At 57.2% G+C, this 18,782-nt stretch carries 22 protein-coding genes and 1 pseudogene; 14 read left to right on the top strand and 9 right to left on the bottom strand.

Translation table 11 applies throughout. The annotated features are described in order from the left end of the window. Positions 1-98 precede the first annotated feature (98 nt). The 3 genes from OC610_RS00860 to OC610_RS00850 all read left to right on the top strand — a co-directional run bounded on the left by OC610_RS00860 (position 99) and on the right by OC610_RS00850 (position 1,693). Positions 99-494 carry a Rap1a/Tai family immunity protein gene (locus tag OC610_RS00860; protein WP_264426087.1) on the top strand — a complete coding sequence of 132 codons (396 nt, stop codon included), beginning with the start codon at positions 99-101 and terminating at the stop codon, positions 492-494. 296 nt (positions 495-790) lie between these two features. Continuing rightward, positions 791-1,009, top strand: coding sequence for a hypothetical protein (locus OC610_RS00855; RefSeq protein WP_264426086.1), 219 nt, complete (start codon positions 791-793; stop codon positions 1,007-1,009). A gap of 129 nt (positions 1,010-1,138) precedes the next feature. Continuing rightward, positions 1,139-1,693 carry a tyrosine-type recombinase/integrase gene (locus OC610_RS00850; RefSeq protein ID WP_264426085.1) on the top strand — a complete coding sequence of 185 codons (555 nt, stop codon included), beginning with the start codon at positions 1,139-1,141 and terminating at the stop codon, positions 1,691-1,693. 272 nt (positions 1,694-1,965) lie between these two features. On the opposite strand, the gene OC610_RS00845 is transcribed toward OC610_RS00850, so the two are convergent. The 4 genes from OC610_RS00845 to OC610_RS00830 form a co-directional block, all read right to left on the bottom strand. After that, complete coding sequence (locus tag OC610_RS00845) at positions 1,966-2,358, bottom strand: hypothetical protein (RefSeq protein WP_264426084.1); 393 nt, start codon at positions 2,356-2,358, stop codon at positions 1,966-1,968. Between the two features lie 55 nt (positions 2,359-2,413). Further along, entirely contained in the window at positions 2,414-2,848 is a 435-nt protein-coding gene (locus OC610_RS00840) for a hypothetical protein (protein WP_264426083.1), read from the bottom strand. A 53-nt stretch (positions 2,849-2,901) separates the two neighbouring features. Then, entirely contained in the window at positions 2,902-3,219 is a 318-nt protein-coding gene (locus OC610_RS00835; RefSeq protein WP_264426082.1) for a hypothetical protein, read from the bottom strand. Between the two features lie 76 nt (positions 3,220-3,295). Beyond that, positions 3,296-4,765 (bottom strand): site-specific integrase, encoded by a 1,470-nt coding sequence (locus OC610_RS00830; protein ID WP_264426081.1) that lies wholly within the window; start codon positions 4,763-4,765, stop codon positions 3,296-3,298. Between the two features lie 357 nt (positions 4,766-5,122). Here OC610_RS00830 and OC610_RS00825 point away from each other — a divergent pair, with 357 nt between their 5' ends. Further along, positions 5,123-6,145 carry a UV damage endonuclease UvsE gene (locus tag OC610_RS00825; RefSeq protein WP_264426080.1) on the top strand — a complete coding sequence of 341 codons (1,023 nt, stop codon included), beginning with the start codon at positions 5,123-5,125 and terminating at the stop codon, positions 6,143-6,145. 119 nt (positions 6,146-6,264) lie between these two features. Then, positions 6,265-6,765 (top strand): nuclear transport factor 2 family protein, encoded by a 501-nt coding sequence (locus OC610_RS00820; protein WP_264426079.1) that lies wholly within the window; start codon positions 6,265-6,267, stop codon positions 6,763-6,765. A 25-nt stretch (positions 6,766-6,790) separates the two neighbouring features. Here OC610_RS00820 and OC610_RS00815 read toward each other — a convergent pair whose 3' ends face one another. Next, on the bottom strand, positions 6,791-7,723 hold the full coding sequence (locus tag OC610_RS00815) for a helix-turn-helix transcriptional regulator (protein ID WP_264426078.1): 933 nt from the start codon (positions 7,721-7,723) through the stop codon (positions 6,791-6,793). A gap of 546 nt (positions 7,724-8,269) precedes the next feature. Here OC610_RS00815 and OC610_RS00810 point away from each other — a divergent pair. The 6 genes from OC610_RS00810 to OC610_RS00785 all read left to right on the top strand — a co-directional run bounded on the left by OC610_RS00810 (position 8,270) and on the right by OC610_RS00785 (position 13,394). Next, positions 8,270-9,619: an MFS transporter gene (locus OC610_RS00810; protein WP_264426077.1), complete on the top strand. Its 1,350-nt coding sequence runs from the start codon at positions 8,270-8,272 to the stop codon at positions 9,617-9,619. 102 nt (positions 9,620-9,721) lie between these two features. After that, the gene (locus tag OC610_RS00805; protein ID WP_264426076.1) at positions 9,722-10,417 is read left to right on the top strand and encodes a fumarylacetoacetate hydrolase family protein; all 696 of its coding nucleotides are present in this window, start codon (positions 9,722-9,724) and stop codon (positions 10,415-10,417) included. Between the two features lie 42 nt (positions 10,418-10,459). Beyond that, positions 10,460-11,218, top strand: coding sequence for an SDR family oxidoreductase (locus OC610_RS00800; RefSeq protein WP_264426075.1), 759 nt, complete (start codon positions 10,460-10,462; stop codon positions 11,216-11,218). Positions 11,219-11,248: 30 nt separating this feature from the next. Continuing rightward, entirely contained in the window at positions 11,249-12,205 is a 957-nt protein-coding gene (locus OC610_RS00795; protein WP_264426074.1) for a 2-hydroxyacid dehydrogenase, read from the top strand. Positions 12,206-12,423: 218 nt separating this feature from the next. Continuing rightward, positions 12,424-12,756, top strand: a complete 333-nt coding sequence (locus tag OC610_RS00790; RefSeq protein WP_264426073.1) for a type II toxin-antitoxin system HigB family toxin — start codon at positions 12,424-12,426, stop codon at positions 12,754-12,756. After that, the gene (locus OC610_RS00785; RefSeq protein ID WP_264426072.1) at positions 12,753-13,394 is read left to right on the top strand and encodes a helix-turn-helix domain-containing protein; all 642 of its coding nucleotides are present in this window, start codon (positions 12,753-12,755) and stop codon (positions 13,392-13,394) included. Before OC610_RS00790 ends, OC610_RS00785 begins: the two co-directional genes overlap by 4 nt. A gap of 16 nt (positions 13,395-13,410) precedes the next feature. On the opposite strand, the pseudogene OC610_RS00780 reads toward OC610_RS00785, so the two are convergent. Then, positions 13,411-14,378 (bottom strand): annotated as a pseudogene (locus OC610_RS00780) (DMT family transporter). Further along, the gene (locus tag OC610_RS00775) at positions 14,375-14,875 is read right to left on the bottom strand and encodes a DUF3916 domain-containing protein (protein WP_264426071.1); all 501 of its coding nucleotides are present in this window, start codon (positions 14,873-14,875) and stop codon (positions 14,375-14,377) included. Before OC610_RS00775 ends, OC610_RS00780 begins: the two are co-directional and overlap by 4 nt. A gap of 161 nt (positions 14,876-15,036) precedes the next feature. Here OC610_RS00775 and OC610_RS00770 point away from each other — a divergent pair, with 161 nt between their 5' ends. After that, the gene (locus OC610_RS00770) at positions 15,037-15,615 is read left to right on the top strand and encodes a GNAT family N-acetyltransferase (RefSeq protein WP_264426070.1); all 579 of its coding nucleotides are present in this window, start codon (positions 15,037-15,039) and stop codon (positions 15,613-15,615) included. A gap of 92 nt (positions 15,616-15,707) precedes the next feature. Here the strand turns inward: OC610_RS00770 and OC610_RS00765 are convergent, their stop codons facing one another. Next, positions 15,708-16,283: a nucleotidyltransferase family protein gene (locus tag OC610_RS00765; protein ID WP_264426069.1), complete on the bottom strand. Its 576-nt coding sequence runs from the start codon at positions 16,281-16,283 to the stop codon at positions 15,708-15,710. Between the two features lie 112 nt (positions 16,284-16,395). Here OC610_RS00765 and OC610_RS00760 point away from each other — a divergent pair, with 112 nt between their 5' ends. Beyond that, on the top strand, positions 16,396-17,436 hold the full coding sequence (locus OC610_RS00760) for a sterol desaturase family protein (RefSeq protein ID WP_264426068.1): 1,041 nt from the start codon (positions 16,396-16,398) through the stop codon (positions 17,434-17,436). Further along, on the top strand, positions 17,433-18,056 hold the full coding sequence (locus OC610_RS00755) for an SMI1/KNR4 family protein (protein ID WP_264426067.1): 624 nt from the start codon (positions 17,433-17,435) through the stop codon (positions 18,054-18,056). Before OC610_RS00760 ends, OC610_RS00755 begins: the two co-directional genes overlap by 4 nt. On the opposite strand, the gene OC610_RS00750 is transcribed toward OC610_RS00755, so the two are convergent. Further along, entirely contained in the window at positions 17,944-18,714 is a 771-nt protein-coding gene (locus tag OC610_RS00750) for a phytanoyl-CoA dioxygenase family protein (protein WP_264426114.1), read from the bottom strand. The two genes, OC610_RS00755 and OC610_RS00750, sit on opposite strands and share 113 nt — an antisense overlap. Between the last annotated feature and the right edge of the window lie 68 nt (positions 18,715-18,782).

The raw sequence follows: 18,782 nt of genomic DNA, 5'->3' as shown, positions 1-18,782 counted from the left end.
ATGCCTCCATAAGTGTCCTAAATTCAGTGCGAGAGCACTCGAAGAGAAGCCGCCTATGGTGGTATATTGCCATCCTTGCTAATCAACGGAATGATCCCGTGAAATCGAAGATATCGCTCGCTCTGCTAATGCTTGCTTGCTGCTGGGGCGTTCCTGCGATGGCAGATGGTTCGAAGCTGCTCCGGCAATGCCAAGAAGCATTGACCATATTCGACGGGGGAACCGCCAATAACAATACCGACGCAGCCATGTGTTTAGGCACGATCAACGGCACGGTTGATGGGTTGGACATCGCTCATATGCTCTATTCTCAGGAGGCTAAGAAGCAACTCAAACGAATCATCTGTTGGCCCGAAGGTAATGTGACCAAGGACCAGTCACTGCGGATTGTGGTGAAGTATTTGAAGGAGCATCCCGAGAGCCTTCATTTCGGCGAATCCACGTTGATCACATTGGCTTTGGTGTCTGCCTTCCCCTGTGGAACAGGTAAATAACCTCAAATAACTCTCCATAAACCTGGGGTTTCTCGTCTAGTGAATACCCTCGCCAATTCTGTAGCACACCTGTGGCCCTGATTCTGTAAGGGCTTGAGTGTTATGTTGCGAAGCAGGATGTTTCCATAGCACCGAAACTCGTGTTTTTGCACGGAAATGGAATAATTCATCCGTAATCTATATATTTGTGCAAGGTTGCCTCATTTCGCTCTCTGGGCATTTGTCAAGAGCCGACAAGGCAGCACATGCCCATCGCTGGGCTACGATGATCATTCCCACATCAAGGATGAACGGCCATGCCCACCAATACAGAAGCTCACATCATCACGGCTGATGCACTAACCCTTCTGCTTCATAACCAGCATGGGATTGCTGCTGCTTTGGAGGAGCTAGCTAACTGGATCAAGAGTCAGGGCGGGGCGTTCGCCACACAGAACGCCCTAACGTCACTTCAGGTGTTGGATGACAATGCTCAAGCCGTCACAGACGCGATCAACCATCTACGGCAATCCTGACAAGGGTGGCTTCCTAATTGACACAATGCTATTTTGTAAATTAACCGAGCCTTTAAATCCCTTGCTATCAGCCCTCTCGCCATGATCTAATTAACACATCTGGTCAAAATTGCATGGAGTGTTAATTAAATGAACATCGTCGAAGCGGTCAAAACAGAGGGCGAAGCTGAGACGATTTCTCGTAAGCTCACCCTCAATGCCAAAGGCAATACGCTGTATGCGGACATATGGCGGTTTGGTGTGAACACGGCTCTCCGTATCAGTGACCTGCTCAGTCTTACCTTTGCCGATGTCCAGGGCGATAAGCTCGTACTCAAGGAGGCTAAGACTGGGAAAACCCGTTCTATCGACCTCAATAGCTCAGCTAAGGCCATCATCAGTCGTCGTAGGAAGGAACACCCTGATCACACATTTTTGTTTCAGGTGGATAGCAACCGGGCCAAGGGCAAGGCTGTGAGCCGTGTAGCTGTAGCAAACGCATTCAAGGCTGTAGGCGATGAGCTGAGTATCCAGCTTGGCACCCATTCAATGAGGAAGACTCGTGGTTGGCTGATGTACAGCAGCGGCAAAGGCATTGAGCTGATTTGCAAGGTGCTGAACCACAGCAGTCCCGCCGTAACCATGGCCTACATCGGTATCACTCAGGCCGAGGTTGACGCCACTTACCATGAGTTCGTTTTCTAGCGGGTTCAGAGTGCCTACAGGCCCGCCACAGAGCGGGCTTTGTCATTCTTGGAGATAGCTTAAACGTGCGGGAAGACAGTCCGTAATCAGCTCACAGAGCGCTCCAGGGCGGACAACTTATTTATTTTTTTCTCGCGTTTCCATCTGCCCCCTCTGCACACCGCTTAGCCCCTCGGGCAGAACCGACAGATTATTTTTCCTGGCTCGATTCCAAGCTGGTGTGGAAGTGGTCTGAAATTTTTGGGGCGGGGCATGGTGCTCAGAGAAACGGCCTATGCCATTTCAGCGAACAACGCAACTAGTGACACTGCGGTGGCGGCGATGGATAGATACGTTGCCCAGCGGGCCTTACTATTTTCTTCTTCTAGTCCTGCTAGGACTGAAGCCAAAAGCGGGAAATGAACGCACTTGCGGTCATTATTAACTTGCATAGTGAAGAACGGAGCGTCTTTCCTGTAGCCATATTTTTCTTGTAGGTGGTAGTAAAGCCTTCCAAAGACGATGTCGCTATCGACGTTCAGCTTCTCAGCGACTCTCTTGCAGTCGATAGGAACGTAAATCTTACTCCCTCTCGTGTTCGGACCGTCTACGGTGTAGTTTTCGAAATCCTTGTAATACATGCGGTATATGGTTTTAAGTATTTTCAGATCCGATGGGGACTTCATCTGGGCTCTCCTTCGATGCGGATGTTGGGTCGTGATAAATAGCTCGCCAGAGCAACTATTGCACCATGATCCAGCCGCTACTTTGATAGCTGGCTCCTATTTTAGTAGTCACGTAGCAAGCCAGTCCGATTAATAGCAGAAAATTTCGTGATCTGTATGCCCTGCGTCCCCGTCTGAAATATCTCGCAGTGACACGTGTTGGTTTGACGCGGCCCTCCAGTGTTGGAGATTCATGAACCTGAATGTAGGCGCCCATTTCCTTTACTTTGAACTCCAATCGTAAGAAGCCGCATACTGCACTTGCAGCGAAGATCAGCAGGCTTAGAAGGAGAAATGTTTCCTTATTAATGCCTAGTGGGGCGTAGGGGTTTGTCTGAGCCAAGTAAGCAGAGATTGCCAAAGCTACCCCAAGAATGAAGTAGTCTAGTTTGCTGGCGGCTGTCATCTGCATGACCGTCAGATGGTCGGTTCGATCTAGCTCTTCCGTCATATGTGCCGCTCCTTGTCTACGGATAGCTTAGCGGTTGCTATGCCTATTTGCTATCACGCCGACGGATTGGCCTTAGGTGTGTGGTCCCCGTAGGCATACCCAATCTTCTTGGTCGCCTCCTGGCTTTGCCTGTGGTAGATGTCACTCAGCGTCCACCTCAGCCTCTCGTTCTCAGCCTTCAACGTCCCAATCTCTTTCAGTGCCCCCCGGTACATGACGATCAGCCCTGCAAGCTCCCTGTGGGATGCTCTGAGGTTGCGGCGGGTCAGCTCCAGGTCTGAACAGAGTATGTCCACTTGATGCTTAAGCATCTCCTCACGGCTAGGTAGCCCAAGCTCAAAACCAGTGTCATCGATCAGATCGTCATGCATTGCCATCACACCAAATACTGTACAAATGAACAGTATCGGTACAGGCAAAGCTTTTCAATCTGTGGGCGATGGGTGGCTAGGTGGCGTCGGTCGTTAGGGTGGGAAGCTTGGATATTGCCGCTAGCTTCTGTTTCGTACTCGCACCTTTCGAGTACACGTCGTGGGTTACTGACCCCGTTTCGTGTCCAACCAATTCCTTCGCCAAGGCATCTGGCACGTCAGCTCTGATCAGCTCAGTGACTATGGTGTGTCGAAAGCTGTGGAAGACATGGAGCTTGCTGAAGCCCGCTGCTATGCGCAGCCTGCTAAAGGCCTTTGATATTGCGTGCGAGCGTTTGCCGTAGGGTCCGACTGCCTTGATGGGGATCAGGTAGCTGTCTGTGGAGTCGTTGCTGAGTCGATCCACAATGGATAACAAGCTTGGGTGTATCGGCACCACGCGCTTACTAGCTTTGCTTTTGCTTCTAGGGAAGTCGAAGCACCGGATGCCATCAACAGTGATCACGCTGTCTTTGGTGAGCCTACACAATTCTTCGATCCTACCGCCTGTGTACCAACCAAGTGTGATGAGGTCGGCCAGCGGTTGATCATTGTTTTTTAACGCGGCTTGATGCAGCTTGAGCGTGTCGTCTCGTGTGTAGATTTCCCTGCTTTGTCCGGCTATCTCCGATCCACCGTCCTGTGGCAACTCGTGTCCTATGAACGGGTTCACCTTGTCTTTGTATTCCTCCCGCCACACCGCATCGTATTTCATCGCCCATTTCCAGAACGCAGTACCAGCCATGAGGTACTGGCCTAACGTAGCTGGTGCACGATCCAGCGATTTCAGCCATGCGTCTACCGTGTCAAAGTTGAGTGGCAGTCCCTCTTTCTTGAGGAAGTCTGACAGTCGTTTCATTTTGCCCACTTGCTGATCTACGTGTTTCGGGGCGCCACCTCGGCTTTCCCTGAATTCACGGTAGGTCTTCAGTCGTGCCGTGGTGATGGGAGACCTGGCTTTGTGGCTCGCAGGGTCAGCGATCAGAGCGTAAGCTTCAGCGTCTTGTTCAGGTGTGACGTTGTGCCCGCTGGTGAGCTTGGCCTTCGCGAGCAGTTTAGAGAACTGCCCCATGTCTTCCATGAACCGGAAATCACCTCTGGGTTGCTGTTCCCTGATCCGGTGAATGTCGGTGAGTATCGATATAATTTCCGGCCCGAGTTTTGCGAACGTCTCCAGCTCTTGATCTGTTGGCTCAGACGTATCGATCTCCACGCCTCGCATCGCATCCATCTGCGACTTGGTGACGAGCTGATCGATGTCGTGCAATCTCGTGAGGAAGTTGTCCTGCCAGTCAGCAGGCATCGGAACACCGTCTCGTATGGACTTGATCTGAGCTTTCCACGCGTCAAGGATAGAAAGGCGCAGATGCATCGCTTCTCTACGTAGCCCGGTTTTGAGTGATTGAACCAGCACCTTTCGCCCTAGCGCATCTTGTGCGTAGGGCGGAACGGCCATCCTCACATACCAAGTGGATTCACCTTTCTTCTGAATCAGATTGTCTGGCATGTGGCACCTTGCTGGTCGTGTGTACCACTCAACTGTACCACTGGGTTGTACTACTATGCACGCTGAAAGCCCCGTAGTACGGGCCTTGTTGGTCGGAAGATGCGTTAAGTTCGAATCTCTCCTTCACCGCCACATTCTGCATACACAAACCCCTGATTTTCCTAGAGAAAGTCGGGGGTTTGTGGTTTTTGGTGTCTGAAAAAGGGCGATATGGGAACAATATGGGAATACGGGGCCTGATTAGCGATACCCGGCGCAACATACAGATGAGCTTCATCACCCAATAGCCAATCCAAAACGACGACTCAACCACCAGGATGTCTACCGCCGACACGGACTCAACGGCCAGGACCTCCCATGACCCATCCCCGCATCGGCTTCGCCTGCCAATACCGCCACCCTGATCGCAGCCTTTCTGCGGCTGCGCTAAAGACCATCGAAGCCCCCTTCAACCCCCGCACCACAACATTACGCTGGATGGACAGCGTCTCCGCGCAAATCGCCCGCGACAAGCTGCTGGAAATCGTCACGCATAATCTCGACGCGCAGCTGCGCCTCATCGCCTACGTCGCCGAGCTGCCACCGACCCTGCGCATGCTTCGACTGAGCAGCGACCTGTTGCCGTTCTACAGTCATCCGAAGGTGAGCGCTTTCTATCGAGACCCTGGCATCCAGCGCCAACTTGCCAAACGCTTCGCCGCCATTGGCGACCTGGCGCGTTCAGCGGATATCCGGCTGTCCTTTCATCCCGGCCAGTACTGTGTGTTGGGTTCAGATAAACCGCCAGTGGTGGAAAACAGCCTCGCCGAGTTCGAGTACCACGCCGACATGATCCGGATGATGGGCTTCGGTCGGCGTTTCCAGGATTTCAAATGCAACGTGCACATTGCCGGGCGGCTGGGGGGCGAGGGCATACGTTCGGTCTGGCCGCGCTTGTCGGAGGTGGCGCGCAACTGCATCACGTTTGAAAACGAGGAAAAGACCTACGGCGTGGATGATTGTCTGCAACTCGCCGACCTTGCGCCCGTCGTGCTGGACATTCATCACGGCTGGATCAATGAGAACGACTACATCGCGCCGGATTCCCCGCGAGTCCAACGCGTCATCGACAGTTGGCGTGGCGTCCGGCCCACCATGCATTACTCGCAACCTCCGGAGCGGCTACAGGAACTGGGTTTCGACGCAGACGACAAGCTTGAGATGGATGCTTTGTTGAAGGTCGTGTCCAAACGAGACCTGTATGGCCACAGCGCGCAAATGTGGAATCGCTGGACGAACCAGTACGCCCTCAGGTTTCTGGACCGGTTCGACATCATGTTGGAAGCGAAGGATAAAAACGTGGCTGCGCTGGCGTTCTATGAAGACGTCCTGAATGGCTAAGACCAGGCTCGAATAGCATCAGGCAAGCGTCGAGCAGTATTAAGCAAAGGTTTCTGCGCGCATGTCGTTAAGGTTCTTTTTAAAGAGCCTTAATCCATAGCATTGCTGCGAGAGACATCATGAAACTATCGATGAGTTCAGTCTTACATCTTCATGCCATCGCCATCTGCCTAGCACTTTCGACAGCGATCGCTGGGGCGTCGCAAACTTCAACCCAGCAAACCAATGCGACGCTGGTGCGCGAGGCATTCACAAATTGGCAGCAGGGCAAAGGCACGGTGTTCGATCTGTTGGCGCCCAATGCCAGATGGACCGTGGCAGGGACGAGCCCCGTTTCCGGTGTGTACGCCAGCAAGGCCGAGTTGGCCCAAGTCGTGCGGTCAATCACTGCGCGACTGGCAACGCCGATTGTCCCCACGGTGCAAAGCATCGTTGCCGAGGATGACGTCGTGGTTGTTCTTTGGCACGGAAGGGCCACGGCGCTGGATCAGAAACCCTACAACAACACCTATCTATGGCACATGACGTTCAAGAATGGGCAAATCACTGATGTAACGGCGTCCTTGGACACCTACGTGCTGGATGATCTCATGCGACGCGTAGAACCCGCACACCAGTGATCCGCCCGAAACATGACGCTGCGGTTCAGGTATTCAACGGCAACTGCGGACTGTCCGGATTCAACTGCTGGCGCCTGAACTGCCCTGGCGGTTGGCCGTGTATCTGGCGAAAACGCCTGGAGAAGTAAGCCTCGTCGGCAAAGCCGCATAACCTCGCCACTTCGCCCACTGGCCGTGTTCCGTTGAGCAAGTAGTTGCGCGCCGCATGCATCCGGCGTTCGAGTACCAGTTCAGTGAAGGTCTTGCCGATTTCCTTGCGCAGCCAGTGGGTCAGGTACGTCGGCGACAGGTAGGTCGCCGCAGCCACCTTGATCAGGTTCAGGTCGGGGTCGGCAATGTTCTTGCGCAGGTATTCGGACATCCTGCCCAATGCATCGCGCCGGCTGACTTCGGCGGCGTTCTCTTCGGCCAAGCGCTTGAGCGGTTCGGCATACAAGGCGCAGACGCTGCCGATCAGTTGCAGCAGCAAGCCCTTGAGCATCTCGCGTGTGCCGAACTGACGGTTCTCGTCCAGTGCACGCATCTGTTGGATCAGCGCACGTATCTGGGCGAATGCCTCGTCGCTCAGGACAAAGTCCAGGTGTTCCTGGAAGCGGAACGGCGACAGTTCAGGCGCCAGCAGAATCGAGACTTCTTCCAGGTCCATCGGGTCGCATTGCAAATGCGGCAGGAGGAAGGTCTGGGAAAAATTGATCACCACGAAATTGCTGTCCACCGGGTGCGGAATCACATGCACCCGGTGGGGCAGGATGAAGGCCAGGGTGTTGCGCGGGAACGGCCGTTGGACGTTGCCGATGTGTTGCACGGTGTCGCCGCCAAGGTTGATCTGGATCTGAAAATATTCGTGGCGGTGCGGGCTGGTTTCGGCGCGTCGTCCTTTTTTGTCGCGGATATAGAAGTCCGTCAATTCGCTGCGTTGTTGCATGACGTAGGTGGGGACTCGGTTCGGTAATGACATCGCCTTGGAATCCTCGACAAGCGCTTGATGACCGGATTGTGGCCAAGGGGACGTGAGATTTACAAGTGGTTATACGATGACATCCGGGAAGGGGGCTTTTTGTAGAGGGAGGCGATTGGAGAAGCTGTCCAAAATGGCTACGTTCATAATGGTTGGGTTTTTTACTTAAAAAACAAAGGTTTATTAGGATAATAAAACACTACCGGCGGTTGCCGTATGCACCGTTTTTTTTGGACAGGTTTGTCCAACGTTGTTTTTGCAGGAAAAAATGATCTAACGCTCAGGTTGATTTCGATTGGTTGTACGACCACTGTTGGGGCAACGCAACCCGACCCATCCAAAAACAACCCAAGGTGCGCCCATCATGAATGTCCTCCCACTGCTCCCCGATCCTCCTGGCCAACGCTGTCGCCTGGCCGCTGCGAACGCCTGACAACGGCTGACCAAGCCCCCATCACGTTGTGATTGTCCTGCCCCGGAGATCGAGGGCAATGGCTTCGGCTGTCCGCAATATCTCGACCCTTCTAACAATAACGAGGTCCCCTCATGTCGAATTCACACACCTCCCAGACCACTGCGCCGCCGGGTATTGCCGGCGCCCGGGATGCCGTGGTGCCCGAGCGACTGCCGTCGCGGCGGCGCTGGTTCATGCTGTCGTTGCTGTTGATCGCAACGATCATCAACTACATAGACCGGGTGAATATTTCGATTGCCGCGCCATTCCTGGCCAAGGACCTGGGGCTCGACAAGATCGAAATGGGCCTGGTCTTCTCCGCGTTTGCCTGGACCTACGCGCTGGCCCTGGTGCCCGCTGGTTTCATTGCCGATCGCTTCGGTTCCCGGTTCACGTACGGGGTGTCGCTGATCAGCTGGTCCACCGTTACCGTGTGCCAGGGTTTCGCCACGGGTTTTGCTTCGCTGTTCGGCTTGCGGCTGGCTGTCGGTGCGATGGAGGCCCCGGCATTTCCAGCAAACAGCCGGGCGGTCACGGTGTGGTTTCCCGCGCGGGAACGAGGCCTGGCCAGTAGCATCTACGTTTGTGGCCAGTATTTGGGAACGGCGCTGTTTACCGGAGCGCTGCTCTGGCTGGCGACGACCTACGATTGGCGGCACGTTTTCTACAGCACCGGTGCGCTTGGCATCGTCTTCGGCATCGCCTGGTTGTACCTGTACCGCGACCCGATGAACTGCAAGAAGGTCAGCAAAGAAGAACTCAAATACATCGAAGCCGGGGGAGGGCTGGTCAAGAGCAGCCAGGAGCGCACCCGGTTCAACTGGCGGCAGATCGTCGAGCTGTTCAGCTACCGCCAGGTCTGGGCGATTTGCATCGGCAAGTTCGCCAGCACGTCGGCGTTGTATTTCTTCCTGACCTGGTTCCCGACGTATCTGATCGAGGAGCGTCACCTGACCATGATCAAGGCCGGGATCTTCGCCGTGCTGCCGTTCGTGGGCGCGACGGTGGGCATCCTGCTGGCCGGGATCATTTCCGACTTGTTGATCCGCCGCGGCTATTCGTTGTCGTTCGCCCGCAAGTTGCCGCTGGTGGTGGGATCGATGCTGGGCATGTCCATCGTCCTGGTGAATTTCACCGACTCGAACGTGATCTGCATTGCGGTGTTGACCGTCGCCTTTTTCGCCCAAGGGATCGCGTCCTCCTCGTGGGCGGCGGTGTCGGAAGTCGCCCCCAAGGAGCTGATCGGGCTGACCGGTGGGATAACCAGCCTGGCCGCCAACATCGGCGGCATCGTCACGCCCATCGTGATCGGCGCGATCGTCCACAAGACCGGCTCGTTTGCCTTGGCCTTCTGGTTCATCGGTGGCGTGGCGCTGGTCGGCACCTTGTCTTATTCCTTGCTGCTCGGCCGTTTGTATCGCATCGAATTGAAGGCGCGCTGAGCACAGGAAAAAACTGTTTTTTTCCAATACGAGGCGGCATTCGTCCAACTTTGTCGGAAATTGCCGCCGTACGCTGATGCTTCCAACAGGACTTTCAACAGGATGAACATGCCCGAATACGTCTTTACTCCGGATTTGCCCGTCGCCCTGCCGGTGTTCGGCACCTCTCAGCGTTTTCCCGTTGGCCGGGTGTTTTGTGTCGGTCGCAATTATCCGTGGCCGGACGCCCAGGGCGGCCAGAACCGCCTGCCTCCGGTGTTTTTCATGAAGCCGTCCAGCTGTGTGATCGATGCGGTCGGGGAGGTGCCTTTTCCGACGATGACAGAGGCGTTCGTCCACGAAATCGAATTGGTCGTCGCCATCGGCGAGGGCGGTGCGAATATCCCGGAGAGCCAGGCCCTGGCGTATGTCTGGGGGTACGCGGCCGGGCTTGACCTGACGCGACGCGACGTCCAGCTGGCGGCCAAGCGCGACGGCCTGCCCTGGGAAGGGGCCAAGGTGTTCGATGGCGCTGCGCCAATGACCGCCATCGTGCCGGTCTCCAAGGCAGGGCATCCGGATGGCGAGCTTTGGTTGAGCGTCAACGGCCAGGAGCGCCAGCGTGACAGTCTCGACAACCAGATCTGGTCGGTCAGTGAAATGATCAGCAGGATTTCCCAATCGGTGGCGCTGCGGGCCGGCGACCTGATCATGACGGGCAGCCCGTCCGGTGTTGATGTGTTGCATCCAGGCGACGTGATCAACGCCGGCATCGATGGCGTCGGGCAGTTGGAAGTGCGCGTCGGCCCGCGCCCCTGAACCTGGCCTCGCCGTACCGATTTTTTAAAAGGAATACACAACATGTCGAACACTTTGAAAGTTGCCCTGGTGACCGGCGCCGGTAGCGGGATCGGCCGCGCCGTGGCCTTGGGGTTGTTGCAGGACGGGTACACCCTGGTCCTGGCGGGACGCCGCGCGGAACCGTTGCAGGCGTTGGTCGACCTGGCGGTAACCGAGGGGCGCGTAGCGCTGGCGGTACCGACTGACGTGCGGGATCCGGCCAGCGTCGATGCGCTGTTCGCAACCATAGAAGAGTCCTACGGACGCCTGGACGTCATCTTCAATAACGCCGGGGTCAACGCCCCCGCCGTGCCGCTGGATGAACTGACGTTTGAGCAGTGGCGAAACGTGATCGATACCAACCTCAACGGCGTTTTCCTGTGTGCCCGTGGCGCCTTCGGCCTGATGCGCCGACAGCAACCACAGGGCGGACGCATCATCAACAACGGTTCGATTTCGGCGCACACCCCACGACCGTTCAGCAGCGCCTACACCGCGAGCAAACATGCGGTGCTGGGCCTGACCAAATCCCTGGCCCTGGACGGGCGCGAGTACAACATCGCCTGCAGCCAGATCGACATCGGCAACGCCCTCACCGAAATGTCCGAGCGCATGACCAGGGGCGTACGCCAGGCCAACGGCAGCATCGCGGTGGAACCCATGGTGGACGTCAAGCACGTGGCGGATGCCGTGCGCTACATGGCCGGCCTGCCGCTGTCGGCCAACGTCCTGAACATGACCGTCATGGCCACGGCCATGCCGTTTGCCGGTCGCGGTTGAGCCCGCCTTCCAATTCGTCACGAGGTCACTATGAAGCCAGAAGTCTTGCAACTCAGCCCGATCCTGATTCCCGAAATAAACGCCCAGCTCAATGAGCTGTTCACTGTTCGACGCTATTTCGAACAGGCCGACAAACCCGCCTATTTGCGCGAGCACGGCGGCAACATTCGCGGCGTGGTCACTGGTGGGCACACGGGCATCAGCCAAGCGCTCATGGCGCAACTGCCCAGGCTGGAAATCGTTGCGGTCAACGGCGTGGGCACTGATGCGGTGGACCTGGCCTATGCCCGGGATCGCGGAATCCGTGTGACAGCCACCATTGGAGCGCTGACGGAAGACGTCGCCGACCTGGCCATTGGCTTGTTGATTGCCGTGTGTCGCGGGGTATGCACCGGTGACCGCTACGTGCGCTCCGGTCAGTGGCCCCATAGCCCGACGCCACTGGCACCGCTGCCGTTGGCGCGGCAGGTGTCCGGCATGCGCATCGGCATCGTCGGCATGGGCCGGGTCGGTCGCGCCGTGGCAACCCGAGCCGCCGCGTTCGGTTGCCCGATCAGCTATACCGACCTGCGGCCCATGGGCGACGTGAACCACACCTTCGTGGCTGACCTGGAGCAACTGGCCCGCGACAGCGACGCCCTGATCCTCGCGGCGGCCGCCGACAAGGCTGAAGCCATCATCGATGCCAAGGTGCTGCGTGCCTTGGGCAAGGGCGGTTACCTGATCAACGTTGCACGCGGGAAACTGGTAGACGAGGCCGACTTGGTGGCAGCGCTGGCCGCGGGAGACATCGCCGGTGCGGCGCTGGATGTGTTTGTCGAGGAACCGCACGTGCCTGAGGCATTGTTCGGCAATGAACAAGTCGTGCTGCAACCCCACCGCGCCAGTGCGACATTGCAGACTCGCACGCGGATGGGGGAGATGGTGGTGGCGAGCCTGGTGGACAGTTTTGCAGGAAGAGTGCCGCAGGGGTGTGTGACGGGGTAAAAGGTTTGCCCCTTCAGGGGCGCTGGTTGCCAGATTTTCAGGCGGGTTGGGTCGGCGGGGTTCATTTTGTCTCTGGATGTGTAGGCGATAACCCGCTGGCCCCAATGCAGCCGGCGCGAATCGCCTAAGTGCCACAGCATGCGTCCCGCTACTGCCAATCAATCAGAGTTGTTAAAAAACACAACTAGAGTACCATCGGCCCAAAGACAAGGACGCCCATGGATATACTCACGCCTTCACGTTTTGACGACGCTGCGATTCGGTACCCGAACGACAAGGCCAGTCTTGATCGTTGCCTGCGCATTTTGAGGATGGCGCGCCCCAAGGCATTTGCGGACCTGCAAAAGCTTTTCGGTACCCACGGCGTTGACTTGTTCAAGCCCAGGGCCGCAATGAATTGGGTGGTGATCGACGTAGGCGGCAATAATCTCAGGGTGATAGGCGGCGTCAACTATGCCCGGCAGAAGTTCTACGTCAAACACATCTACACCCATGCCGATTACGACGTTGCCAACGGTTGGTATGCAAGAAACAAAGGGACAAGACGATGAGCGCAGCCCGTAACGACTTCCAAACCCTGATCGCGACGCTTGGCGAACTGCACGCGGTACTGGATCGCCTGCGCGGTGAGTTTGTACACGGCATCAGGACCCCCGCCGACTATGAACGCGCGACGGACTTGCTCGATGAACTCACCGACGGGCGCGAGCTGAGCAAGGTCGAGGAGCGGATTCTCGTTGAGCTTGAGGACGAAATCCTGGCCTACCAGCGCGACTCCGCCCAGTTTCGCGAATCGAATGCTGCTTTTGAGGCGACCTGCACGCCTGTGCAACTGATCAAGGACCTGATGGAGACGCACGGACTCACCGGTTCAGACCTTCCCGAAATCGGTGACAAAACAGCGGTGTCCAAAGTACTCAATGGCGATCGGCCTATCAGTCACAAGATGGCTTATGCGCTGGCAGAGCGGTTTGGGATGGAGCCGAGTGCTTTCTTGTCAGCGACCTCGGCAAAGGTGGCGGCTCATATTGAAACTGTCCCGCTTTCCGTCAACACAACCTCAGCTCATTACGTTTTGCACGAGAACGCTTCGCCCGCCTATTCAGTGGAAGAGGCCGGTGCCGGTGAATACAACGTCGTGACCTCGAAGGGCCGCACGAAGGCAGCCAAAGGGCCGGACAAGGGGTAGGGCAATTACTTGCTGATCAAGGGGCGGGGACGGGTGTCGATTCCCGCGTCGTCAGGATGATCCGCACCGCCATGAAGACTCCGATAAGCACAGCAGCAAGACCTGACGCCTCCAGGAGCGTCGGCAGCCGATGATGAAACCACAAGCCAAGTAGGGTCGCGAACAGCGACTCCAAGGCGATCAATTGTCCGGAAAGCACCATGGGCAGGCGCCGGGACGCGGCGTTCCAAGCCCAGGCTCCGATGACCGATGACATCATCGCGATCACGAAGCCCCAGAGATATAACTGTCCCGCCATGGGTAAGCTGAAACCCCGGCTGGGCAGTTTGAGCAGATCCAACGCATGCACGGTCGGTAACAAGCACAAGGTTCCCACTCCCGCACCGGCCATCATGAGGCCGGTCCATACGCCTGACGCATGGGGTGGCAGCTTCAGCAAGGCGCGTTGGTTCAACCAACTGAATGCGAGCCACAAGATCACGGCACCGATTGAAAACAACAAACCCATCAGCCACGCACCATCACCTGCAACGGGTTGATGGAGAGCGCCGAGATTCGACAGCAGCAGTCCAACCGTCAAGAAAACCAATGGGATTGCCAGTTTGCGCCACGGGAGAGTTTGGCCGTGGCGTTGCCCAACAGCGCCAGCAACACCGGCACCATTCCAATAAAGGCCGGGGTCAGCACCGGCCCGCCAAAAATGATGCCGGCGGCGATGCATGCGCTATAGCCGAGGTATCCGATCACGCCCAGGCTCGCAGCCAGCAGCACCTGATTACGGCGCAGGCGCCGAAGCTGGGCTCGATAGAGCACCACCACACCCAGGCCCAGGGCACCGGCCATCAGGAACCGCACGATCAGCAGGTCATAAATGGTGTAGGCGCCGGTGACGTAGGGCGCAATGAAGTTCAACGCCCAGCTCAGCGTCGCGACTATCGCCAGGGTCAAACCGGCGATGAGGTTTGAGTGTGTCTTCACTGTCAGGCAGGCTCCCCGATGCACCACCAATGAACGTCGACTTCATCGTCGCTCTGGGTTACATCGTGTCCATGCTCGATGAAGTATTCGGGCACATCCAAGGCAAGTCTGTCGCTCAAGCGCAATGGCGCAAGGGAGTTGTGCTGTCCCAGGAAGCTCAAGTAGTAATCACGGTCGTAGAACACTGTAACTTCACTTTGGTGGACCCAGGGCCAAACCAGCAGGCAGGCGATGCGGTAATAGCCTTGGCTGCGATCCGCCGCACGGGAAAGATGCTCGGCTGCTTCCAGCAACTGTTGAATACAGAAGGCCTGCACTTCGATCTGCGCCTGCGGACCTTGAACGAGTGAACTGATGACTGGGATTTTCCAATGCGCGTAGCGCTCGCTTTTATGGACGTGAGGGTAGAACTGGCCGTCAAATTTCGCGGCCCAGCGCTCCAGCGCGCGGAGACGGCGGGGAATACCTCGGAGTTTTCTATCGCTGAGGGCAATTTGTCGCAAGGCGATGTCCTTATAGGGTTCATGATACTGAGCGTATCCAGTGTAGGCCGCGAAACGATGTGATTGGCGTTCGCCGTGGCTGGATGTGCAGCTTGGTTTATCGGACCTACGCTGGCAGCATCCGCTCACAGGACGTCATAACGTTAGAAAAGGAATTCGCCTTGGACCCCATCCCCACGTTCCAAACCCGCCGCCTCATCCTCACGCCCCTTGAACTGACGGACGCACCGGCAATTCAACGGCTATTCCCACATTGGGAAGTGGTCCGCTACCTCGACAGTCGCGTGCCCTGGCCCTACCCGGATGACGGCGCGCTGACCTACGTGCGTGACCATGCGCTGCCTGCTGTCGCCGCCGGACGCGAGTGGCACTGGATGATCCGTATTATCGAAGATCCCGCGCAATGCATCGGCAGCATCAGCCTGTACGACCAGCCAGGTAACAACCGAGGTTTCTGGCTGGCGCCGCAGTGGCAGGGAAAAGGCTACATGCGCGAGGCTTGCGAGGCGATCAATGCCTATTGGTTTGAAGCGCTGGAGCGTCCGGTCATGCGAGTGCCGAAGGCGGTGGGCAACCTGGCTTCGCGCAGGATTTCGGAGCGCGAGGGGATGCGCATGATCGGGACGCAGCAGGGGGATTTTGTTTGTGGGTCGTTGCTCAAGGAGGTTTGGGAGCTGACGCGTGAGGAGTGGTCCAGGAACGAAGCTGCGCAAAAGATACGCCCGTTTTTATCCGAATGAGCCCAGGTGGGAGCGGCTATCCGCCGCCGATCTGCCGTGGGAGCGAGCCTGCTCGCGAAGGCGGCAGCAAGTACATGCGTAGTCTTAATAGATTATGGAGATTTGCATCCTTTCTCCAGAATCCTGAGCCACGGCCACCGAGCCTGATAACTCTTCGCCTTTTCATCGAACAAATCTGGCTGTGGATTCTTTGGATTGATACGAAGAATGCCTTGCTCCACGTCGTCCAGGCCGTAGGGCGCATAAACCTCACCCGTTTCAACATCCAGTCCAATACACGTACCCGCAACCAGATAGCGATCAACGCCATCCTTGGCCGACTGAAGCTGAGGGTAGGGCTTGCCAAACCGCTGGCCGTACCAAAGGTGAACGCGAGCCTGGTTCTTGACCTCGATGTTGACGTCGAGATCCTGGAAAAGACGTTGGGCGGCGTTGATCACTTCATTCTCGGCTTCCCAGGACAGGTCAGCGTCGAAGTAAAAAACATCGTAATCCTTCAAGCCCCAGGCCGTTGGCCGCTGCGACTGATGATTCCAAACGGCCTGGAACAGGCAGCCTGCGGTGAGCATGCATTGGTTCAAACCGAGCGAAGGCAGGCGCGCGGTGATGCAGGCGTTGATTGGATTGGTCATGGCTATGCTGACCAAACGTTCGACGGTCAATGTCATATTCATCCTTTTGGAGTCGATCTGGTCTGGCGACCCGTTAGATATTTGAAAACCCAAGCCTGTCCCAACCCGCTGATCTACAATACCCCTCCTTCGGCAGAGGCTGGCATTCGTGGATGCGTTCTCCCTTGTCTATCACTACCTGAGCGCATGGGTAATCGGGCCCATCACCCAGCAATTCCTCGGCATTTTCAACTTGAACGGCCGGTTCGGAATTCTGTTTCTCTGCGCTTCCTACGGTGTCGCCTATGGCCTGTTCCGTTACAGGAAGCGCCATGGCCTGACCGACGCCCGTTCGTTCTGGCAATTCATTGGTGGCAGTCGGGTGAATCTGCATCGTTCGGCGCTGCTGGACTATCGCTACTACCTTATCCGGGCGGTTCTCAAGGTTGCCTTGGTATTGCCGATTGTCCACCTGGTCGATCCGTACATCCTGCGCGCCGGGGACTACGCGGCTTTCTTCGGCAACCTGTGGGGCGCGCGTCCGCGACTGGGCGAGAATCTTGCGCTCGCCTTGGTCTATGGGCTAGGTGTTTTCCTGGTGAAGGATTTCGCCCATTACTGGGTGCACCGGGCGTTTCACTCGCGCTGGCTCTGGGCGTTTCATAAGGTGCATCATTCGGCGCCCGTGTTGGTGCCGGCCACGGCGAGTCGGGTGCACTTTGTGGAGAAGGTCGCCGAGAAGCTTGGCGTCATTGCTTGCCTGGGCCTCTTCGCGGGTTGTTTCCTGTACGTTTGTGGCGGTGAGGTCAGCCGCTACACGTTGTTCGGCGTGACGTACCTGGTGTTCATCTTCAATAGCCTGGCGGCGAACCTGCGTCACACCCATGTCTGGCTGTCCTTTGGACCCGTGCTGGAACATGTGCTGAACAGCCCGGCCCAGCACCAGATTCACCATAGCGATGCCCCTCGTCATTTCAACCGCAATTTCGGCATCAATCTGTCGCTGTGGGACTGGATGTTCGGCACGCTCTACGTCACCCGGTTCCAGCCCGAGCCCTTGCGTTTCGGCACTGGAGAACAGGACCAGCAGCGCTACCTGACGGTTTATGGCCTGATTGTCACGCCTTTCGTCGAAACGGCTCGCAAGTGCTTGCATGCGCTGAAGATTACTGACAGCGGGGCCCCAACACCATTGCGAGATGTTGAATGACTGACTACCGCGGACTCATCCTCGACGACACCCGTGAAGGCGCCACCGAACATGCCATCGCGCAACTCGAAGCCAGCCTCGGCGCCCGCTTGCCGGGCGACTATCGCGAATTTCTCAAGATCTGCAACGGCGCCTACCTGGAATACGATGTGCTGGCCAGGTCGGCCAATGGCGATGAGGAATTGCTCAGTTTTTCGCTGTACGGGCTGGATCCGGACAAAGGGTATGAATCCAACCCCTTTGAACTGGAGCAACTGCGCACTCAGCCCGGTTTCCCCACGACGGGATTGCTGCCGATCGGTCGCGACGGCGGTGCGAGTATCTTGCTGCTGGATCTGCGGGAAGGGCGTCAGGACGTGGCGGCGATGGTGGCGGGCTTGCCTGCCTGGACTGGGCGCCGTCAGCAGGGCGATGAGTACGTGGTGCTGGCCGATTCTTTCAACGGTTACCTGGACTCGCTGTTTCTATCGCAAGAGCGGATCGAAGAGCACATCAATCATTTCATGATCAGTCCTGAGAGTATCGAGGCGACATTGGAGTGGCTGGACAAGGGGAGTCCAGGGTGGCGGGAGCGATATCGGGCGTTGTGGAATGCGCGGGTTGTGGATCGGCTGATCTGAAACCTGGTTCGAATCGCTCATGGGTGTCCATGCGAATATTGCGCAGCCCCACGGTTTCCAGGTGTGACGCGTATAACGCCTCTGAGAAATAGCTGATCAGAATGGAGCGTCGGCGTTTGCCGGTCAGGTTCAGGCTGCCCGCGTGCACCAGATCGACATCGAACACGAGGATGTCACCGGCACGGCCGGAAAGCTGTACGGAGCGTGACTCGTCGTGGAAGTCGAAAGGTAGTGCGTCCGACACGGGGCGATGGCTGCCAGGAACGAGTCGTGTCGCGCCGTTCTCGGGGCCGTAATCGTCAAAAAAAGCCAGGGCGACGGCGATGTCGCCTGGCCGCTGGGCCGACAAGTCGCGGTGCAACTGCTGGTGGCCGCCATTGGCAACGGGCTCGCGTCCTTCCACTTGCGAAAGGAAGAACCGCTCGCCGATCAACTCGCCCGCGACCGCCAAAAGCTGGGGCAGCCGACACACGGCCTGGATCTTCGGGTCATCGTCCAGCATCGAATAGCGCCAATCCCTGTCACGCGGCACGGGCCATTGCTCCGACGGCCTCACACCTGCATCGAACACGGCGCGAAGGTGGTCCAGCCATTCGGCCGGGATGGCTTGGTGGAGCAGGGCGTAGCCCTCTCGCTGGAGTTGTTTGCGGTCGGGCATGGTTTTCGAGACGTCCATGTGTGGGCATCTGGAAGGTTAGTATTCCGATCAGAAAACCGCTGAACCCT

The sequence above is a fragment of the Pseudomonas agronomica genome, assembly GCF_025917275.1.
Lineage (GTDB): Bacteria > Pseudomonadota > Gammaproteobacteria > Pseudomonadales > Pseudomonadaceae > Aquipseudomonas > Aquipseudomonas agronomica.
This window is presented reverse-complemented; position numbering and strand designations above follow the sequence as displayed.